This window comes from Paenibacillus gallinarum (genome assembly GCF_014836635.1).
Classification (GTDB): domain Bacteria; phylum Bacillota; class Bacilli; order Paenibacillales; family Paenibacillaceae; genus Paenibacillus; species Paenibacillus gallinarum.
On the sequence record NZ_JACSQL010000006.1, the window covers coordinates 51,768 to 72,172 of the forward strand.

The following is a 20,405-nucleotide window of genomic DNA, read 5'->3' on the forward strand; positions in this document are numbered from 1 at the left end:
ATTTACAATATACTTTAAGAGGTGCTACAATTCAACACAATAATAGTTTGGAGAAAGTATGGTGGTAATCGTGTCATTATCAATAGAAATCGAACTTACGAAGACTAAAAAACAGAAGCCAGCTGCAAATGAGCTTGGTTTCGGTAAGTATTATACAGACCATATGTTCATCATGGACTATGATAATCCGGAAGAAGGCTGGCATAATCCGCGGATCATTCCGTATCAACCGATCTCACTAGATCCTGCGGCTAAAGTATTTCACTATGGACAAACCGTATTCGAAGGAATGAAGGCATATCGGACTTCTGATGAGAGAATTCTATTATTCCGTCCGCATAAAAACTTTAAACGCCTGAATTTGTCGAATGATCGTATTGATATTCCACAGATTGATGAAGAATTTGCTCTGGAAGCATTGAAGCAATTAATTCAAATTGATCAGGATTGGATTCCTACCGAAAAAGGAACATCTTTATATATCCGTCCATTTATCATTGCAACGGAAGCTTCACTTGGAGCATCCACTTCAACATCGTACCAATTTATTATCATTCTATCTCCTGTCGGTTCCTATTACCCAGAAGGAATTAAGCCAGTTAGAATCTATGTTGAATCTGAATATGTTCGTGCTGTAAAAGGCGGAACAGGTATGGCGAAAACAGCAGGTAACTATGCTTCTGGATTAAAAGCTCATTCCGGAGTTGCTGGCAACGGTTTTGCTCAGGTACTATGGTTAGATGGTATTGAGCGGAAGTATATTGAGGAAGTAGGAAGCATGAACGTATTCTTCAAGATTGATGGAAAAGTAGTGACACCTGCTTTAACGGGAAGTATTTTGGATGGGGTTACTCGGAACTCTATTCTACAGTTACTAAAACACTGGAATATTCCGACAGAAGAGCGCTTGATTTCTATCGATGAGTTGTATGAAGCATACTGTAACGGTACTTTAGAAGAATCATTCGGTACAGGAACAGCAGCGGTGATCTCTCCAATTGGTGAACTACAATGGCAAGATAAGAAGATGGTCATTAACGAAGGAAATACCGGTGAATTATCAGCTAGATTATATGATACACTTACGGGTATCCAGAATGGTGAGCAAGAGGATGTACTTGAATGGATGGTTGAAGTTAAATAATTCGTAAGCTTTTCAAAATAACCTGTAATCTAAATAAAAGAACCTTCATCTACAGATGAAGGTTCTTTTATATTTCGTATATTATAACAATTCACGACGAAGATCTGCTCCTGATTTAGGAGACAAGTAGGAAAGTGGAATATCAAGAACGGTTTTAGCTCCGTTTTGTCCTTCACTGCTGAGGCGATATGCAGCTCTTGCATAAGCGACAAGTACGCTCGCAGTAAACTCTGGATTGCTCTCAAGTTTCAGACTGAATTCCATAATTTGTTTTGTGCCATTGCCTGTCACACCGCTACGAATAACAAATCCACCGTGAGGCATGCCTTGATGCTCGGCTTTCAACTCTTCTTCCGTAATGAAATGAACATTCGTGTTGTAATCAGCGAAATAGTTCGGCATAGTTACGATTGCTTCTTTAATCGCTTCAAGATCAGCGCCTTCTTCAGGGACGATAAAACATTCACGAAGATGTTTATCTCTTGTAGTAAGTTCTGGTGTTTCACCGGAACGAATGCTCTCAATGACTTCTTCAACAGGAACGGTGTATTGCACACCTGCTTTTACACCCGGAACACGGCGAATAGCATCGGAATGACCTTGGCTTACGCCTTTACCCCAGAAAGTAAAATCTTTACCTTCAGGAAGGATAGATTCAGAAAGCAAACGGTTCAATGAGAATAAACCTGGATCCCATCCCGTAGAGATGACACTTAGGTTATTTCCTTTCACTGCTGCTTCGTTAACTTTGTCAAAGAACTCAGGAATTTTTGCATGAGTATCATAGCTGTCTACTGTGTTGAACATGCTTGCAATAGCAGGGGTTTGTTCAGGAAGATCCGTAGCGGAACCTCCGCACAAGATCATCACATCGATTTTACCTTTATACTGTTCTACTGTAGAAATATGTTCGAATTTCGCACTGCCATTAGCAGATGTTAATTGATCCGGCTGGCGACGAGTGAAGATGGCTACAAGCTCCATGTCTGGATTTTGCTTAATGGCAAGTTCCACACCACGGCCCAGATTTCCGTATCCTACGATACCTATTTGAATAGTTTTACTCAAGAAAAAGTCCTCCTCTAGTTGAAAATAGCAAAAGCATATTTATAAGTATAAAGATCAGATATCAAATGTAAACTAAAACTTCGAATCCTAATTAGATCTTCACGCAATATAACGAGAAATATAACATTTAGTGTAAACTTATGTACGATTAATGCAAACCTATGTTGGATTATACATAGACTTTGAACTTGATAAGTATATCCTTTTTAAAGATATTCGACATAGTACCCGTTTGAATTTGGTCAATCCCGGTTACTAGAAAAAGAAGAGTTAATAGATATCCAAAACACTTAATGTAACACACATACAAGAAAATGGAGGGATTAACGATGTCTGAACAAGATCAATACAAAGTGCAGGACCCAACTACTCAGTATCCGAAAGCAACAAGTGAGTGGAAACAAAAGCAACCTGAACCAGGGTTACAGAAGGAAATGTATCCTGTGCCGGATGCAGGGGAGACAAGTTATCGTGGAACCGGACGTTTAGCTGGGCGCAAAGCAGTGGTAACCGGAGCTGATAGCGGAATTGGACGTGCTGCAGCCATTGCTTTTGCTCTTGAGGGTGCGGATGTTGTATTGTCATACTTGCCTGAAGAAGAGGCTGATGCCAAAGAGGTTGTTCAGCGGATCGAAGAAGCAGGAAGAAAAGCGATTGCGATCCCTGGTGATTTGAAAGATGAGAAGTACTGCGAGCAGTTAATAGAAGATGCAGTCAAAGAACTTGGCGGTATTGATATACTCGCGAACGTTGCAGGTAAACAGCAATTTGTAGAAGACATTGCAGATCTTACAACAGAACAGTTTGATGCGACTTTTAAAACGAATGTATATTCCACGTTCTGGTTGTGTAAAGCGGCGATTAAACACATGAAACCGGGAAGTTCGATTATCAATACGTCTTCTATTCAGGCCTATACCCCAGCACCGATCTTACTAGATTATGCGACAACGAAAGCGGCCATTAATACGTTCAGTAAAGCTCTTGCACAGCAAGTCGCTAGCAAAGGAATTCGCGTGAATGTGGTAGCTCCAGGTCCGGTATGGACACCGCTTCAAGTGGTAGGAGGACAGCCGACAGAGAAATTAGCAGAGTTCGGTGCGGATGTACCGATGGGTCGTCCTGGCCAACCTGCTGAAATGGCACCAGCCTATGTATTCTTGGCAAGTCAAGAATCAAGTTATGTAACAGGCGAGACCCTCAATGCAAATGGCGGCGTTCCTTCACCTTGATTTGATTTATATAAGTGATATAGAAAAAGGAGCTAGTTTCCAAAGTGGAAATTAGCTCCTTTTATTCGTTCTAAAATACGTGGAAAGAAGATTTTGCGAGAAGCATTTATGTTATACAAGCGATTTAAGAGAATTAGAAATTCGCAATCGAAGGGCAACTAATATGGATATATTTTTATCGTTGCAATTTCCCTGTAGGTGATGTCAGAATGTATTATAATGTAAATAAATTCAATTAAATGAAAATTTTAAAAGTTGGTAAGGAGGATATTAATGTTATCGAAAAACGAACACGTTGTCGTAGGGACAGGTCCTTTGGGACTAGCATTAATCAATGAATTATTAAAGCAAGGCAAGTCAGTAAAAGCTGTAAATCGAAGCGGGAAAGCATTCGTGCCTAAAAGTGTACCATGCATTAAAAGTGATATAACAGATCTGGAAAATACCCGAAATATCCTGAAAAATGCATCGGTTATCTATAATGCCACGGGTCTTCCATATCGGGAGTGGCCGACGGTATTGCCTATCATCATGAATAATTTAATACAAGCATCTTCTGAGAATGATGTGAAGTTAGTATACGCTGATAATCTATACGCATACGGTCCTCAGAAAGAGCCCTTTCACGAGAACATGGCTTACCAGCCTGTTGGGGAAAAAACGAGGGTGCGCGCTCAGCTGGCTACCACTTTAATGGATGCTGTAAAGCAGGGGAAACTTAGAGCAACCATTGGAAGAGGATCTGATTTCTATGGTCCCTATGCCTTAAACGCTATGCTGGGTCAGAGAGTTTTTCTACATTTGCTAGAAGGAAAGGCAGTTGAACTGATCGGCAACCCTGACACCTTGCATTCCCACATCTTTATTAAAGATTTTGCGAGAGGTTTAACCATTCTAGGTGATGAGGATCAAGCGGTTGGTGAAGTATGGCACATTCCTCATGCAGCACCAATGACCACTCGGCAGTTAGTTGAACAAATATCATCTCGTTTATCTAAGGTGCCGAAATATCGAATTGCAAATAAGTTTATTGTCAATGTAACAGGCTTATTTAATCCGTTCATGAGAGATTTTAAAGAGTTAATGTATCAGCAAGATCAGAATTTTATTGTCGATTCCAGCAAATTTAATAATCATTTTGCTTTTGATACGACCTCACATGAACAGGCGATCAAAGAGACAAGTGATTGGTACATAAAGCAACAAAAATAATGATAAGGAGGACAACGACTAATATGGAAAATGCAATCGCAGCGGTTTTTGATCACGTAAACAGGGAAGAGATTGTGAGTCATTATGGTATAAAGACAGAAGACCTACATTATATTGGCGGTTTTCAAAATTTCATTTACGAATACCAGGTTGATAACAAAGAGTACATAATGAGATTCACCCCAAGTGCGCATCGTACCCTTAGTGAGGTGCAAGCAGAGCTAGAGTGGATTCTTTACTTAGCTGATCATGGAATATCTGTATCGTCACCAGTACCATCTATTCATGGAAAGCGAACTGAAACTACAGAGTTAGAAGAGATGTTTTTTACAGCAGTAGTCTTTGACAGAGCCGAGGGAAAGAAAATAGATTACCCCGAGTGTCTTAAGGATCATGAACTGTACGAGAGATTAGGGAGATTAACGGGTAGAATGCATGCGTTATCGAAATCGTATAAACCTGCAGATGCTAAGATCAGAAGACATCACTGGTCTGAAAATTATTACTTGAAAAATATCGATATCTTGCCAGATTCTCATACTGGGGTAAGAGAACGTTATTTAGAATTGGTACGTTCGATTCAGAAGCTGCCAATCAGCGAAGATCTCTTCGGATTGATTCATGGGGATATTAATAATGCTAATTATTTAGTCAGTGAACAAGACGAGATAACCTTGTTTGATTTTGATGAAGCTCAGTATAGTTGGTTTGTAGAAGACATCGCTATACAGCTGTATTATCTTGTATACGTATATGGCGGGGAGGAAGGCAAGAAACTCAGAGAAGATCAAGCGAGCAGATTTATGGAACCTTTTCTAAAGGGGTACCGCGAAGAGAATCAGCTTGAAGAGCACTGGTTAAAACAAATGCCTTTGTTCCTAAGGCTCAGAGAACTTATTGTATATATTGGAGCGTTTCGAAATTTTGAGGGCGATGAAACCTTCAGCCATTCGGATAACCAATGGTTTAAAGATTGGATTAGAGAAAGCAAGATCCGTTTAGAAACAGGAGAGCCAATTGTGAATATATGGGGGAATTGATATGACTACGAAGTACATGGGTGCGGCGGCTGTTATTTTAAATTCTGAAGGTCAAATTTTGCTAGTAAAACACAGCTATGGCAAGAACAATTGGGATCTTCCGGGTGGGAAGTCCGAAGAGAAGGAGTCAGCGGAGGAAACAGCGATAAGAGAAGTGCAAGAAGAAGTTGGACTCACGGTACATACGGAGCAGTTAACCGGTGTTTATTATGATCCTAACTTTGACATGCATCATTTTGTGTTTATCGCAGGTCATCCTTCTGATCGAAAACCTGAGCCATCTTCGCCTGAGATCGTAGAATGCGGATATTACGATATTACGGACTTGCCGAAACCCATCAGTGATTTTACCTACAGACGTATCCAGGATGCAATCCGAACAGAACGCAAACAATTATTCCATACCATCGGACCGAGACAGTGGATTGAATAATTCTTCCTCTAACAACAGTATAATAAATATAGATGGCCGCCTTATTACAGGCGGTTTTCTTATGGCAATTTTTCCAAAGGAAGATCTATCACATTTCCGTAACCTAAACGTACTTATTTCGTATTAAAGCTATGAACATGTCTTGATGACAGGACGGGGTATGACGTAGATCAGTTGATGTTTATGGAGAAATCTCTTACAAAGCATACGTAGACATGATGAACAATAAAGAAGTTGAGGTAATCCATTAGATGAATAAAGAAATGACAGTTCGTGCGGATCTTTGGTATCAGGAAGCTGAACGAAAAGCAGCAACGTATTATGAAACACTTTATAAGCAGTTTATAGATAAAACGTATGTATCTTTTTTAACAGAAGACATTTTGTTATGGAAAAAGGACCATGTTCGTGAGCATTCCATTATTCAATTCCTAAAGCGAAGAAAGAAAACCCCGGATTCGAATGACTATTATCAGTACATGAAATGGCTGCATTATACGGGGAAATTAGATGATTATTTAGATCGCAGCGTCTCCTACATCTATATGAGGGATCTTGGTAAAGCGCTCGATGATCCGCATACGCGGATTCGTATTCAGCGTCTGATTACAGATATTAAAAAGTATCTGCTTACTCCTGGAACAGCGAGTGAAAGTGACCAACCTAATTTCATTAACTTCGCTTCATTTTATAGGTGGGCCCAGAAGGAAAGGGTAGAGAATGCAACCATTTGGGTGATGAACAAACTGAAGCGTGTCTCTGCTCATATCCCCAAAGAAATGGATGCTGAACAAGCACAGCGTAAACTTATGAAGATCATTATCGGGGTTGTTCTTCATGTGATGGAAGAGATGGATGATGAAGTATCGCCTGAAGAACGAGCTGAGAGATTAGATGCAGCAATTCGTTTGGGTTATTCTTATGGACTCACCTATCCTTTTATAGACGACCTTTTAGATTCGGATGTACTGAGTAACGAGGAAAAAGAGCAATATTCGGAGATGATACGAATCTCACTTCTTACCGGATCTGTTCCTGATATGGAAGAATGGACCGGTACAAACTTGGAAATGATTCAGTATGTTCATTCTGAGCTTCGAGAAGCTTTTGAATTCATTAGGGATTATCAGCGAGAAGAAACGCAGAATACATTTTTAGAACAATCGTACGTGTTTTTTCAATCTCAAGATCGAGATCTCATCAAGGATCTATCCAATGGTAGTTATACGAACGAAGAGATCTATCTACCCATCATTATCAAATCATCATCGTCGCGTCTTATCGTTAGATCCGTTATTAGTGAACCTATGGATGAAGGATTTGAAAACCGAACGTTTGCTTATGGGATCTACAATCAGCTGGCAGATGATTTTGCAGATATGTTTGATGATCTTCGGGATGGAGCAGTCACGCCGTATACTTATTATTTAACATACCGAGACCAGCGGCCTGATTTAATCAATCCTTTTGAGCTATACTGGGCCGTTATTTCCAATCTAATTCGTAACGTATACCATTCGGATGCGAAGACTCGTGAAGTGATCCTCGATCGTGCGATCAATGGATTAAAACGCTGCAAAAAACGTGTAGGTGCGAACAAGTACAATGAGATTATGGGGACTTTCACTTCGGGCATACCGGAATTTAACCGGCTAATTCAGCAGATGGTTGGAAAAGCAGAAGATGTGGATTTCTTTGATAAACTGCTTCGAGATCAGCTGCTGACCGTTATGAAAAAAGAGCGTCTTGAAAAGGAAGAATTCATAAACACGATAAACACAGCGCAAACAGAGATTAACCGCTTGCTGAAAATATCGAAACCGGCTCAGGCTTCATCGCTGAAAGAACCGCTTACGGATGCTGCCAACTATAGTCTTGCAGGCGGCGGTAAACGAATCCGTCCCGTGATGGCTTGGGTTATGGCAGTGAAGGAATATGGCTTGCATTCTTCCGCCATTGCACCGCTGCTGCGTTCCCTCGAATATATGCATACGGCTTCACTGATCTTCGATGATCTGCCCACACAGGATAATGCGGCAACTCGCAGAGGACACGCTACTTTACATGAAGTGTATAATAGTGCAACTGCAGAATTAACAGGACTTTTTCTGATTCAAAAGGCAACGCAGGAGCAATCTTCACTAGATGCATTTGACCCAAAATCTGTTCTGGCTTTGATGCAATATTCTTCTCAAAAAGCAGGAGAAATGTGCATGGGTCAAGCAATGGATCTAGAATCTAAAGGAAAAGAACTTACGCTAGATGAACTGAATACCATTTGTTTTTACAAAACGGGAATTGCATTTGAGGCTTCTCTAATCATGCCGGCCATTCTTGCTAACGTGGAAGAAAAGGAAATCGCAACATTGAAGAAATTTGCTTATCATGCGGGTATTGCTTTTCAGATTAAGGACGATCTTCTTGATCTGCAAGGAGATTTGAAATTGCTTGGCAAACCTACGGGGAAGGATGTTCAGAATAATAACTCAACATTCGTAACCGTACTTGGACCTGACGGTGCAGCACAAGCGATGTGGGAACACTATTGTTTAGCTGTAGATGCTCTAAAAGAAATGCCACGGAACAGCGCTTTTCTAAAGCATATACTGGACTATATCATTCATCGAGATCATTAGGCTGCTCATAAAACTTATCATATGAACAAAAAGTGTTGGCATTCATGCCAACACTTTTTGTCTTTGTAGCTGTATACAAGGAAATATAAGATAAGCTGTTAAACTGTTTTAGTATTACCTGCCAATGGTAATGAGATAGAAGTAGCTTTAGAAGAAAGAAGGAAGCTTACAGAAATTTTTGCTTTTTCTATTGCAGTAATTCTTGGTATAGTAATCGGTTATATAAATGTTACCGCACTTCCTAGTAATGAAACTGCTGAGAGAATCACTGTAGGTGCTGTTGGCACAATGGCCTTAGTTGCGGTTATTTGTAAAGTCATGAAAAGGGACGTCCTTGCCAGGATTTTGGCTGCTGCTTCCGTTATAATAGGAATCTTGCTGCTCTTCTGGTAAAACGATAACATTTACGCTTCTGTTGTTAAAGTAACAAGAAGCGTGGATGTTTTTTGTTGTGGAATAATACCTTGCTTAAGTAAGCAACGATCCCATCCAGTAAGTGGTGTGGGTTTCAAGTGAATGAAAGCTGGGTCAGGTTAATAAAATTGAAAACATTTACAATTATGATAACATCTATATAATCAAAACTAAGAAGCAAATGTAAAAATGATGGAGGAAGGTGGGATTGTATGGCTATGTATATCATTGTGATTGTCGTAGCATTAATTGGAGGAGTGGGTACCGTACTTGTAGGTTTATCGAAAGAGAATGCACAGCAAAACCACGAATATGAAAGCAAAGCCAAAGAAAATATAGGTAAGATTGTATTATTTTATCTGGTTGCCATCATTGCTTTTATTATTTTGTGGGTGCTGTTAATGGATTAGCAAACCGACATTGTATGAATTTCATAAAATGACATATAGTTGTCAAGATTATAGCGCCATTTAGTGCTCTTTTTACTTTACAATAAATGAATTGGCAGATGAAAGGAGCAATCACATGGAATTCATTACGATGATGGCTGTTGTTATACTGTTAAGTTGTTGGTGGGCGTCAGCTTTGTTCTTCAGACTTGCAAAAGATGATCATTAATAAATCACAACTTATGAACTTAATAACAACGAAATATTGGGTTTAACAAATACATAAGGAGCCGCGGATAACGCGGTTTTTTGTTTGGAATAAAATGCAGCCTTTGTCCGGTTAATACGAACGAAGGCTGCATTTTATTATATAAATTGTATGGATGGCGTTCCTTAGATGTGAATCTAACCTTTTAAATTAATTTTGACGCAGAGGTTTCAGTGCTCCGCTCCATGCGATTACCTGATCAAGCATACCGTTCACATTGACAAGATGCAGGTCTGCCGGTTTAAATACCGTTCCATTCTCAAAATCAGTGAAGAGGGAAAGGGCTGGATGTACACGAACATCTGCCACAGATAACTCTCCCAAAATTCCACGTAAATGCTCAGCAGCACGAGCGCCACCAACCGAACCATAACTTACGATACCAGCAGCTTTATTGTTCCAAGCTTCGCGTGCATAATCGAGCGCATTCTTTAATGAAGCGGAGATACTGTGGTTGTATTCTTGAACGATAAAGACAAATCCATCTAAACTTGCAAGTTTCGTATTCCAAGCAGTTGCTTGTTCCGTAGCATCCTCTTCTCCGAGTAGTGGGAGTTTGTAATCAGCTATATCGATAATTTCATAATTAGCATCCCCGCGCTGATCAGCGATAATTTTCACCCATTCTCCAACTTGTGGACTTAAACGACCTTGACGAGTGCTTCCTAAAATAATTCCGATGTTTAGCTTTGACATTGTGATTTCCTCCTAATGGTTAATCATACTCGACCTGGACAATTTTACGGGGAGGGTGCTTAATGAAATGTTGATTATTACATGAAGATTAATTGTATTTACTATATAAACCTTATATGTATGTTTATTACGTTGACGTGATACGTTATTTTCGTTTATAGTACGACTGTACTTCAATACACAAAAGCCTAAAAGCAAAAAAGCTTAAAAGTGAAAAAGCAAGTTTGACTTATGTGTTAAAAATAATGAAAACGAGAAGATATGAAATCATATCCAAACATGTATAAGGAGCTTTCACCATGGACAGACAGCTTAGTTTTTCAAAAAGTATGACGCTGATTATTTTTATTCTAGCACTATTATTTGTATCCATATTTCTATTAAAAGCGGAGCCGCATATCCCACTTCTATTTACTACAGTAGGTACAGCTATGTTGCTGAGTATATTCGGTGTTTCTTGGAAAAAAATAGAGTCCGCAATAATCCAAGGGATCCAAACGGCGATTATGCCCATTCTCATTCTCTCACTCATTGGTATTCTGATTGCCGTGTGGATGATGAGCGGCACCGTGCCAACTATTTTATACTATGGTATGGATTATATTAAACCTCATTATTTTGCAGTGAGCGCATTATATATCACAATCATTGTCTCGATGTTTACCGGAAGTTCTTTTACTACGGTGAGCACGGTAGGTGTCGCTCTGATGGGAATTGCTTTAACAACTGGTATTGCACCAACCATTGCTGCAGGAGCCGTTATTTGCGGCGCGTGTTTTGGAGATAAAATGTCACCGCTCTCGGATACGACGAATTTTGCTCCAGCGGTGGCGGGGATTTCTATTTTTACTCACATTCGTAATATGATGTTTACTACACTGCCTGCACTAATCCTTACAACTATCTTTTTCTTATTTCTGCCAATGCCGAGCACGATTGATTTATCATCTATCCAAGAAATCAAACTCGCATTACAAGATGGATTCCATATTCATTGGCTAACGTTGTTGTCTCCGATTGCCGTTATCACATGCTCAGTCAAGCGGGTGCCGATTCTTCCAACACTTGTTGTTGGGATCGTCAGCGGATTACTCATCACTGCACTTATTCAACAGCAGGCGTCTGTTAGTTTTTGGTTCAGTGTGATGCAGAGTGGTTACACCAGCTCGATTACGAATGAGACGGTAGCTTCTATCGTCAATAGGGGTGGACTTCAGTCGATGATGGGATCCGTATCCCTGATCTTAATCGCTTTATCGCTCGGAGGGTTATTACAGTATTGTGGTGTGATCGAAGCTTTTTTCCGTAAGTTGATTCAGCCGCTGAAGCGTAAGAGCAATATCGTTCTTATGACGGGTGCCTCATCCATCGCCGTAAACGGAATGACAGGAGAGCAGTATTTATCTATTCTCTTACCAGGTCAGATGTTCAAGGATGAATATACACGCAGGGGGATTCCTGCCAGAACCTTGTCACGAACACTTGAGGATTGTGGGACACTTGTTAACCCACTGATTCCTTGGGGGGTAAGCGGGGCCTTTTTCGCAGCTACCTTAGGGGTTCCTGTTATCGAATATATTCCATATGCAACATTTTTATGGTTAAGTCCGATGATTACGTTTGCTTATGTTCTGATTCCCAAGTTGCAGAAACAATCGTTAGAATAGCAAAAGTAAAAGTAAATGTTACAAACTAAATACTGCCTAAGAGGAGTCGCGTAGATCGCGGCTTTTTTTCGTATAACTGGTGGGAAAGAATGAGTTTAAATTAAATAGTATTTTGTAAAATATTACATAAAAATAAAGGATATAGTATAATTCGGTATGTTCGTTAATCCGATGAAATACTTTTGCGAAGCGTTGAAATAAGTAGATTAGTTAGAGGCATCTGTTCAAATACATAAAATCTTGGAGGTTATCATGAGAGAAATAGATTACACTGATTACTTTTGGCAGGATGAAAAGGTGAGGCTCCGTGCAATACAGGAAGAAGACTGGGAGAGTTGTTATATCAGTGATTTCGACACGCCTGCTCGTATTTTACTAGAATGTGCTGTTGAGTTACCACCTACCATTTTAGGGGCGAAAAAATTCGTAGAAGATAATGCAAACTTTACTTCCACAAATGGACGAATTATGTTCACTATTGAAAACCTGGATGGCGATAGTATTGGCGGTATTAATCTAAACAGCATCAACGAGAGAAATGGAACATTTAGTATAGGGATTGTCATTGATAAAGAGTACCGAGGTAAGGGTTATGGAACAAGTGCCATGAAAATTCTTTTAAAATATGCATTCCTAGAACGTAGACTTAATAAATTTAATGATTGTGTTCTTGAAGGAAATGTCGGTTCGGCGCAGATGATGAGAAAACTCGGTTGTATTCAAGAAGGGGTTCGTCGTCAAGTAGTGTATGTAAATGGTAGGTACTTAGATTTTATATTGTTCGGGTTAACGAAAGATGAATTTATTGAAAAACAAAAGGAAGATGGAGAATGAATAAGATGAGTGAGAAATCGCAGATGTATTTTCCAGTTTCTTATTCAACTCTATCTCATAAGGCACTACGAGAATTTATAGGAATGACTTATGGTCTGAATGATATTACGGAGTTTCGTTATTTGCTTCGCGGGATGAATGATACCTATCTTATTAAAACATCAAAAGATAATTATGTGTTTAGAGTTTACAGGGCGGATCGAAGATCTGAGTATTCTGAAGTTGCTTTTGAGATTGAATTGTTAACCTATTTAGATGGGAAAGAGATCCCAGTATCTCTACCCATAGCTGATCAGAGCGGGAATTTCATTCAAACGCTGAACGCTCCAGAAGGCAACAGATTCGGCGTGCTCTTTTCATTTGCAGAAGGGACAGAGAGGTCTATAGATGATGAAGAAATAAGTCATCTTTTTGGTAAAGCTGTGGCTGATATTCATATGAAAACAGATGGTTTTCAGTCTGAATTTACAAGACAGCCATTAGACTTGGAGTATCTTATCCACCAATCACTCGTCTCGATCGAACCCTATATGACTCATCGAAGTGTGGATTTTGAATGGCTTAGAACGTTTGCAAAACAATTAGAAGAAAGACTACTCGAATTCCCATTAGAAGAGTTGGACTGGGGAATCTGTCATGGTGATCTTCATGGAAATACAAATATTAGCTTCAAAGAAGATATGTCATACACTCATTATGATTTCGATCTATGTGGATTTGGTTGGAGAGCATACGACATTGCGGAATTTCGACTAGCCAGGGAAGTACGACTTCGTCATGATCCGGACAAATTAGAGCAACTGTGGAATGCATTTATTGAGGGTTATGAATCGGTAAGAAAACTCAGCGAAAAGGATTTGCAAGCCGTGCCGATCTTTGTGGGAATAAGGCAGCTATGGTTAATGGGATTATGTCTAGGAGATTCTCATATTCATGGGAGTATTGATTTTGACGATGATTTTATTACCGAGAAACTAGACTTCTTTAAGAACTTGCAGGTTTAAAATAAAGTTGAATGCGATTACATTGAAGATCGTAATAAGGCAGAAGCCCACTTTGTTCAGTATTTGGCTGATAACGGTGTTCGAGTGTCCATGCCTATCCATACATTAGATGGTGAATTATACGGAGGAGATAAGCTTATGAAGATTAGATCTGTTTCCCTAGGGATCATTAGAAAAGAAGAGGATGTTTTAGTTGAAGTTATTAATTATCCTGGGATCAGCACAACTTTCTACCGGCCAATTGGTGGAACTATCGAGTTTGGCGAAAATAGTAAACAAACATTAATAAGAGAAATTAGGGAAGAACTGAATCAAGAAATTGAAGAACCACAATTAATCTCTGTTATAGAAAACATTTTTGGTGTGTTGGATGATATAGGACATGAAATAGATTTTATTTATGAAGTGAATTTGAAAGAAAAGACCTTTTATGATCTTGATGAAATTGACGGAATCGAAGGGGATATTCATTATAAAGCTCAATGGAAACCATTGCAGTTTTTTGAATCGGAATGCGATGTAAAGTTGATTCCAGATGGGCTGCTAGACTTACTCTCACAACGAGATAACAACAATATAAGTGTAATTAAGCATGTGAAAACGAATTAAAGACTTGAGAGTAGCAAAAGATTTGGCGCGGAACAAGCTGTGTATCATTTGCAAAAGCTTGAAAGTAATTCAAAGGACGTGGAAACGTATGATTAGGTTAGTAAAGCCTGATTTAAAGTTGGAGGAAGAATACTTATCTTTTTATGAAGAATGGAAGCGATCTGGTGATGATATGGAGAACGCTTTCTTAAAATGCTAAAGAGAGGATGGAGGTACAACACAAGATGAAACAATATAGAATAGAACAAGCAGATAAAAATATATTTGCAGTTCATCAAGTAATCTATTCTAACTCCGATATTGAGATGTGGTATGACTGGAATACTCGCCTAAATGATACAAAATTTACAGACCAATGTTTTTGGATCCTGTGCGGCGAGGATAGAATTGGAGGGGTGATAAAGATGAATGATACTGTAATGTATCCGTTTATGATCCCACCTTTTTCTGATCGGCAACAACTGTGGAGCATATTATTAACATGTTGCAATGATCTAAGGCATATCAACGGAGTTCTGCAAGAGGATGTAAATATACTGCACTCATATGGTTTTGAAGTAAATGTAATAAAGCAGGTCATGTGTTGTCCGACAGATACGCTTAAGGAGCCGGTACCTCCCAGTGGATTATCCTTGAACTTATTAGATGATTCTTTTGATATAACAAGAATTAAGAATGTAATGAAAGAAGGATACAGCGGTGGAATTGACTACGAGATCTTTGGTGTTCCGAGTGACGTGAAGATCATGGAGGATATATCGTATCTTATGCAAGTATACAAACATACGAATCTTTCCGTATATGTCGTGGATGAACAAAACAATGAAATTGTTGGACTTTGTATCGCAGGTATCAGTGAAAAAATGCCCTTAGGTTTTGCAGAAATCGGAGAGTTATGTGTTGTCCCTCAGTATAGGCATAAAGGAATTGCAGAGTTCATGCTCAATTACATAAAACAATCAGCTAGTGCGTATACAGATGTATTAAAATTATGTGTTACTGTGGGAAATAATGCGGAATTACTATATAAGAAAACAGGATTCCAAGCAGGCCCACGATTTGCAAGGATGACCAAAAGAAATTGAATCGATCTTAAAACAGTATGCGAAACTACTAATCTTTTTAATAGAGAGGTGTGTAATGAAGTTATTTCATTTTAGTGAAAATTCGGATATTAAAATCTTTAACCCCCGAACAATTTACGATCAAACAGATGCAAAAGTCTGGACGATTGATAAGTATCATGCGCCACATTACTATTTTCCAAGGGAATGTCCAAGAGTCTGCGTTTGGCCTAAAGAAGATACAAAAGAACTAGATATTACTCGTTTTTTTGGAATGTCTCATGTGAACCGAATGATTGCAATTGAAACAGATTGGTATGATCGAGTCAGAAAAGGATCTATTTATCGCTACGTTTTTGATTCAGCAGATTTTGAGTTGGAAGAAGAAAATGCAGGGTATTATGTAGCAAGACGCCCAGTGACTCCAATCGAAGTTGAAAGAATTGATGACTTGGTCACAGCTATTTTGGATGAAGGGATAGAACTTAGGATCACTCCCTCATTGATGCCTATGAAAGAATATGTAATAGAGTCTACAATCAACTTCTCCATGATCCGGATGAGAAATGCAAAACAGGAATAATGAAAAACCTTGAAAAGCAATTTATTTGATTCTTGGGAACATTAGTACTGTGAACTGATTTACTAATTTATATGTAAATGAAGAAGAAAGAAATTAAAATTATGTACAATTTGATATCTTATAAGAATTAAGGTACAGAGCCTACAAATTATATCTAAGGAGCGAATTTATGAATATCAAAGTGCAATTAACCAGTAAAGAGGAATCACACATAATAAAAAACATATATCCTTTATATCTGTATGATCTATCAGAACACTATGTCAGGTATCCAAATGTTCATGGGATTTATGAAGAAAGTGATGATTTTAAAACACTAAGTGATCAATACGAAGTGCAAAATATTTGGTGGGAAAAACCAGACAGTTTGCATCCCTTTTTAATTTTAGCAGATGATTGTCCGGCGGGGTTTATCCTCATTGCTACTTCCCCGTATTGTGCAGAGAATGTTGACTATTTTGTACATGAGTTCTTTTTATTACGTCCATATAGAGGTCAAGGTATCGCTGAACAGGCTGCTACCAAAGTGTTTGATCAATTCAAGGGGAGATGGGAATTGTTCACTAATCCTTCTGAAAGAAACCCAACGGGACAAAGATTTTGGCGGAAGACCGTTTCTAATTATAGTAAAGGCGATTATGTTGAGTTAAATGATGATACCTTTGACGGACAAAAACTAATATTTCGGTTTGATAATACAGAGAAATAAGTTTTCAAATAGGATTCTCCAGAAGGAGGAACTCGAATCTTGATTGTATTTTTGTTTATCGCTGTTTATATAATGCCAATATTAGGTTTTTTGTTCATAGTCGCATTATTAAGAGCAATCAAAAAAATTGTTAATAACAAGTCATATACAGCTGAAGTATTTTGGAGTGGGCTTCTATTTGGACTTATTGTTTGGTGTATTGCTATAGTTGCTATATTTAATGAATGGTGATGACGACTCCAGTTCGGACACTCATCTTCACCACAGTGAATCTACTATTTAGGTAAAGGAGTTGTTAAACGTGGATCAGAAAGCAGCGAGTATTGCAGCCAATGAAACACCTGAAGGAACACAGATTATATATGGGGAGTTTGCGGGGGGAGAATCTTATTATTCTTGCAGCTACCGTCCTGACGTAGTTTATGCCAAATACGGCGATGTGGAACGAAGACTGCAGATCATAACGCCCTCCCGAAGCGGATACAAGTTTCCTCTAATCGTATATATACAAGGATCCGCATGGAGAAAACAGGATATATATTCTTCCATTCCTAATCTCGTTCAGATGGCAGCTAAGGGATATGTGATTGCCAGTGTAGAAATACGGGACACGGATGTTGCGCGTTTTCCAGCTGCTGTTGAGGATGTGAAATGCGCGATTCGGTATATGCGCAAGAATGCAGAGGAGTATGGTATTGATCCGGAACGCGTAGCGGTATGGGGCGATTCGTCCGGCGGACATCTCTCCTTAATGACGGGGCTTACGGTGGGCGAGTATGATAACGGCCTTTACAGTGAGGAGTCAGATGAAGTTAGTGCGGTCATCGATTATTATGGGGTTACGGACCTACTGACTTTAGGGAAGTACAATAATATTCTTGACCATGATGCGGCTGATTCTCCTGAAGCCTTGTTCATTGGTGGAAAGGTACAGGAACATATAGAATTGGCGAAGAAGGCAAGTCCACTTCATCAAGATTTGGATAAGGCGCTTCCACCGATTCTTATCGTGCATGGAGACAGTGACCATGTTGTACATATAAACCAGAGCATAGAGATGTATAAAGCTTTGAAAGCGCATGGACAGAGAGCATTCTTCTATAAAGTAGTAGGCGCAGATCATGGACCAGGCTTTTGGAATTCACAAGTGCTTGACGTCACGGCGAAGTTCTTATCTACTCACTTACATCGACCTCGATGAAGAGGGAACGTATGAATTAGAAGAGGTGCTCACTGTACATGTTGAAATAAGACATCATTTCATGTCCGTAATTTCTCATTGCCTAATGCTTATCCCTTTTTCTTCTACAAACTGTTCTAGAATTTTATAATCTTCTGTAACCCTTTTAAAGGGTAAAGTTTCTAGTACCTTATCTCTGTAATCCTTTTTGGCTGCAATGGAAAGACGGGAATCGAGTATACTGAGTACACCAAGGTCAGTCTCACTACGAATCAGACGCCCGGTTCCTTGTCTTAACCGGAGCAGCATGTCCGGTACAAACACTTCTTTCAAGGGATTCTCTACCAGAGAGGCCTTGTATTCATAGACAGGATCGGAAGGAACAGGGAAAGGCAGACGGAAGATAATTAACTGCGACAAATCGGAACCTTCAATATTTACACCTTCCCAGAACACACCGGTACTTAGAAGGACGCCTTTACTGCCTCGGAATTCAGCAATCACCCCGTCCTGAGACGAGCCTTCTCTTTGAACATGTAACGTCCATGCAAGCTTCTCAGCATTTAACTTCTTATGAACGTACTTCATATCTTCCTTAGCTGAAAAAAGGACCAGTGTTCGTCCGACCGTTAAATTACAAAGCCTTATCAGTTCCTTGTATGCCGCTTCAAGATAATGTTCCCGGTTCTTATGGTTATAGTAGGGGACATCTTTGGCAATATACATCATGGTATGGTAGTCATAATCAAACGGTGAAGCTTGGCGCTCCATATAATCTCCCTTGTATCCAAGGGACTGTGTAAGATATGAGTATTGTTCCTCCAGTGTTTCACCACTCTGGCAAAGCGTTGCTGACGTTAAAATAACTGAAGTCTTGCCGTTAAATAAGGAGTGTTTTAAAAATTGACTAATGCCTTTTGGACAGATACTTACGGTGGCCTCACGTTGAGTTTTACTTGCCCAGATGAGATAGTTGTCCTCCACACCAGCGAGCACCTCAAAGAGATCGATAAGACCGTTCATGGCTTCAAAAATATTGTCGATTTCCCGCTCATGCCGGGAAGTTAAGACAGAGAGGCTGAGATTAAACTCTTTCAAAATCTGCACTCCACGTTTTAAGGGAATGCCTGTGATCTCTGAAACTTTAATCCGGTCATTGTCCTGGTTGGCTGTCTGCAGTAGATCTGCCTCTACCTGTTTAAAAATGTGACTAACACACTTTTTTAACCACTTAAATTGCGTGAAAAGACTCTTATCTGCGGATTGCTTGTAGAGAAGCTGTAGAGCGTCATCCAAAATACGGCATGTCCTCCGGAATGTGAACTCGAGGGTCCTTGCATCTCTAACCTTTGCTTCTAGATTATGAGCTTCATCAATAACGATTAGAGCCGGCCGCTCAGTGATTAACCCCTTTGAACCTTCTTTTTTCTTAATTAAATCACGAATGAGCAGGTCCTGATTTACGATAATAAAATCCATGGCGTTCGTGCTGGCGTTAATTTTAGCTCGCATCTCATAAAATGAACATGTGCTTTTATATTGGCAACGTTCAAATGTACAATCATTCACACAGACATTGGACCATAGTACGTCACTAACCCCGCCCTTAATATCTGCTCTTTCATCAATATCATAATTCACTATACGCTGAGCCAGCGTAGATAGAGAGGAGCTTGAATCACCTGTCTTAATCAGGTCTGCTGCTCTATATCGGCAAGCATACTGCCCCATGCCTTTTCCGACTACAGAGCGAACGGATGAAAATCCGAGCCGGCTTCCGATGAATCTTAGATCTTTATGGATCTGTTCTGAGAGCTGTATGGAGGAGGTTGCAATAATGATCGGCTGCTGTGAGATAAGGTTAATGAGCAGACTAGGAATGAGATAAGCGAAGGACTTACCAATGCCGACTCCAGCTTCAATCATCGCATTACGGCTATGTATATAAGCATCAGCGATATCCAGAGACATATCTTGCTGACCAATCCGCTCATTAAGGCCTAGTCTTGGGAATTTATCATACATCCGGAAGATGGCATTGACTAAAGGGGTTTCGATATCCTTTTTTGGTCCCTGCTTCTGTAATTTATAGAGATCACTTAACCCGCTAATCACGATCGCCTCTTTTCAAAATCAATCATCTAAATGCTACAAATTTTGGTGTGGTTGTAATTATCTTCGATGCTATCTTAGCCGTCAAGTGTCAGTATATAATATGACGCC

Annotated in this window: 19 protein-coding genes; 16 read left to right on the forward strand and 3 right to left on the reverse strand. The window is 39.5% G+C overall.

What is annotated here, in order from left to right; translation table 11 throughout:
* The first annotated feature begins 67 nt into the window (after positions 1-67).
* Positions 68-1,144: a branched-chain amino acid aminotransferase gene (locus tag H9647_RS13960; RefSeq protein ID WP_318245320.1), complete on the forward strand. Its 1,077-nt coding sequence runs from the start codon at positions 68-70 to the stop codon at positions 1,142-1,144.
* A gap of 81 nt (positions 1,145-1,225) precedes the next feature.
* Here the strand turns inward: H9647_RS13960 and H9647_RS13965 are convergent, their stop codons facing one another.
* The gene (locus H9647_RS13965; RefSeq protein WP_191800942.1) at positions 1,226-2,212 is read right to left on the reverse strand and encodes a diaminopimelate dehydrogenase; all 987 of its coding nucleotides are present in this window, start codon (positions 2,210-2,212) and stop codon (positions 1,226-1,228) included.
* A gap of 329 nt (positions 2,213-2,541) precedes the next feature.
* Here H9647_RS13965 and H9647_RS13970 point away from each other — a divergent pair, with 329 nt between their 5' ends.
* The 6 genes from H9647_RS13970 (at position 2,542) to H9647_RS13995 (ending at position 9,589) form a co-directional block, all read left to right on the forward strand.
* Positions 2,542-3,444: an SDR family oxidoreductase gene (locus H9647_RS13970; protein WP_191800944.1), complete on the forward strand. Its 903-nt coding sequence runs from the start codon at positions 2,542-2,544 to the stop codon at positions 3,442-3,444.
* Positions 3,445-3,717: 273 nt separating this feature from the next.
* The gene (locus tag H9647_RS13975) at positions 3,718-4,656 is read left to right on the forward strand and encodes an NAD-dependent epimerase/dehydratase family protein (RefSeq protein ID WP_191800946.1); all 939 of its coding nucleotides are present in this window, start codon (positions 3,718-3,720) and stop codon (positions 4,654-4,656) included.
* Between the two features lie 23 nt (positions 4,657-4,679).
* Positions 4,680-5,696, forward strand: a complete 1,017-nt coding sequence (locus H9647_RS13980; RefSeq protein ID WP_191800948.1) for a phosphotransferase enzyme family protein — start codon at positions 4,680-4,682, stop codon at positions 5,694-5,696.
* Position 5,697: 1 nt separating this feature from the next.
* Complete coding sequence (locus H9647_RS13985) at positions 5,698-6,129, forward strand: NUDIX domain-containing protein (protein WP_191800950.1); 432 nt, start codon at positions 5,698-5,700, stop codon at positions 6,127-6,129.
* Between the two features lie 251 nt (positions 6,130-6,380).
* Positions 6,381-8,765: a polyprenyl synthetase family protein gene (locus H9647_RS13990; protein ID WP_191800952.1), complete on the forward strand. Its 2,385-nt coding sequence runs from the start codon at positions 6,381-6,383 to the stop codon at positions 8,763-8,765.
* 626 nt (positions 8,766-9,391) lie between these two features.
* On the forward strand, positions 9,392-9,589 hold the full coding sequence (locus tag H9647_RS13995) for a hypothetical protein (protein ID WP_191800953.1): 198 nt from the start codon (positions 9,392-9,394) through the stop codon (positions 9,587-9,589).
* Between the two features lie 397 nt (positions 9,590-9,986).
* Here H9647_RS13995 and H9647_RS14000 read toward each other — a convergent pair whose 3' ends face one another.
* A complete protein-coding gene (locus H9647_RS14000) occupies positions 9,987-10,532 on the reverse strand; it encodes an NADPH-dependent FMN reductase (RefSeq protein ID WP_191800955.1) in 546 nt (181 codons plus the stop codon).
* A 299-nt stretch (positions 10,533-10,831) separates the two neighbouring features.
* Here H9647_RS14000 and nhaC point away from each other — a divergent pair, with 299 nt between their 5' ends.
* The 9 genes from nhaC (at position 10,832) to H9647_RS14045 (ending at position 18,203) form a co-directional block, all read left to right on the forward strand.
* Positions 10,832-12,199, forward strand: coding sequence for a Na+/H+ antiporter NhaC (nhaC, locus tag H9647_RS14005; protein WP_191800957.1), 1,368 nt, complete (start codon positions 10,832-10,834; stop codon positions 12,197-12,199).
* Between the two features lie 252 nt (positions 12,200-12,451).
* Entirely contained in the window at positions 12,452-13,033 is a 582-nt protein-coding gene (locus H9647_RS14010; RefSeq protein ID WP_191800959.1) for a GNAT family N-acetyltransferase, read from the forward strand.
* The gene (locus H9647_RS14015; protein WP_225229293.1) at positions 13,030-14,037 is read left to right on the forward strand and encodes a phosphotransferase; all 1,008 of its coding nucleotides are present in this window, start codon (positions 13,030-13,032) and stop codon (positions 14,035-14,037) included. The genes H9647_RS14010 and H9647_RS14015 overlap by 4 nt, the downstream gene beginning before the upstream one ends.
* A 63-nt stretch (positions 14,038-14,100) precedes the next feature.
* A complete protein-coding gene (locus H9647_RS14020) occupies positions 14,101-14,646 on the forward strand; it encodes an NUDIX hydrolase (protein ID WP_191800961.1) in 546 nt (181 codons plus the stop codon).
* A gap of 224 nt (positions 14,647-14,870) precedes the next feature.
* Positions 14,871-15,731, forward strand: coding sequence for a GNAT family N-acetyltransferase (locus H9647_RS14025; RefSeq protein WP_191800963.1), 861 nt, complete (start codon positions 14,871-14,873; stop codon positions 15,729-15,731).
* Positions 15,732-15,786: 55 nt separating this feature from the next.
* Positions 15,787-16,293, forward strand: a complete 507-nt coding sequence (locus H9647_RS14030; RefSeq protein WP_191800965.1) for a DUF6886 family protein — start codon at positions 15,787-15,789, stop codon at positions 16,291-16,293.
* Positions 16,294-16,462: 169 nt separating this feature from the next.
* On the forward strand, positions 16,463-17,002 hold the full coding sequence (locus H9647_RS14035; protein WP_191800967.1) for a GNAT family N-acetyltransferase: 540 nt from the start codon (positions 16,463-16,465) through the stop codon (positions 17,000-17,002).
* A gap of 39 nt (positions 17,003-17,041) precedes the next feature.
* Positions 17,042-17,233 (forward strand): hypothetical protein, encoded by a 192-nt coding sequence (locus tag H9647_RS14040; protein ID WP_191800969.1) that lies wholly within the window; start codon positions 17,042-17,044, stop codon positions 17,231-17,233.
* A 70-nt stretch (positions 17,234-17,303) separates the two neighbouring features.
* Complete coding sequence (locus H9647_RS14045) at positions 17,304-18,203, forward strand: alpha/beta hydrolase fold domain-containing protein (protein ID WP_191800971.1); 900 nt, start codon at positions 17,304-17,306, stop codon at positions 18,201-18,203.
* 75 nt (positions 18,204-18,278) lie between these two features.
* Here the strand turns inward: H9647_RS14045 and H9647_RS14050 are convergent, their stop codons facing one another.
* Entirely contained in the window at positions 18,279-20,297 is a 2,019-nt protein-coding gene (locus H9647_RS14050; protein WP_318245310.1) for an ATP-dependent DNA helicase, read from the reverse strand.
* Positions 20,298-20,405 lie beyond the last annotated feature (108 nt).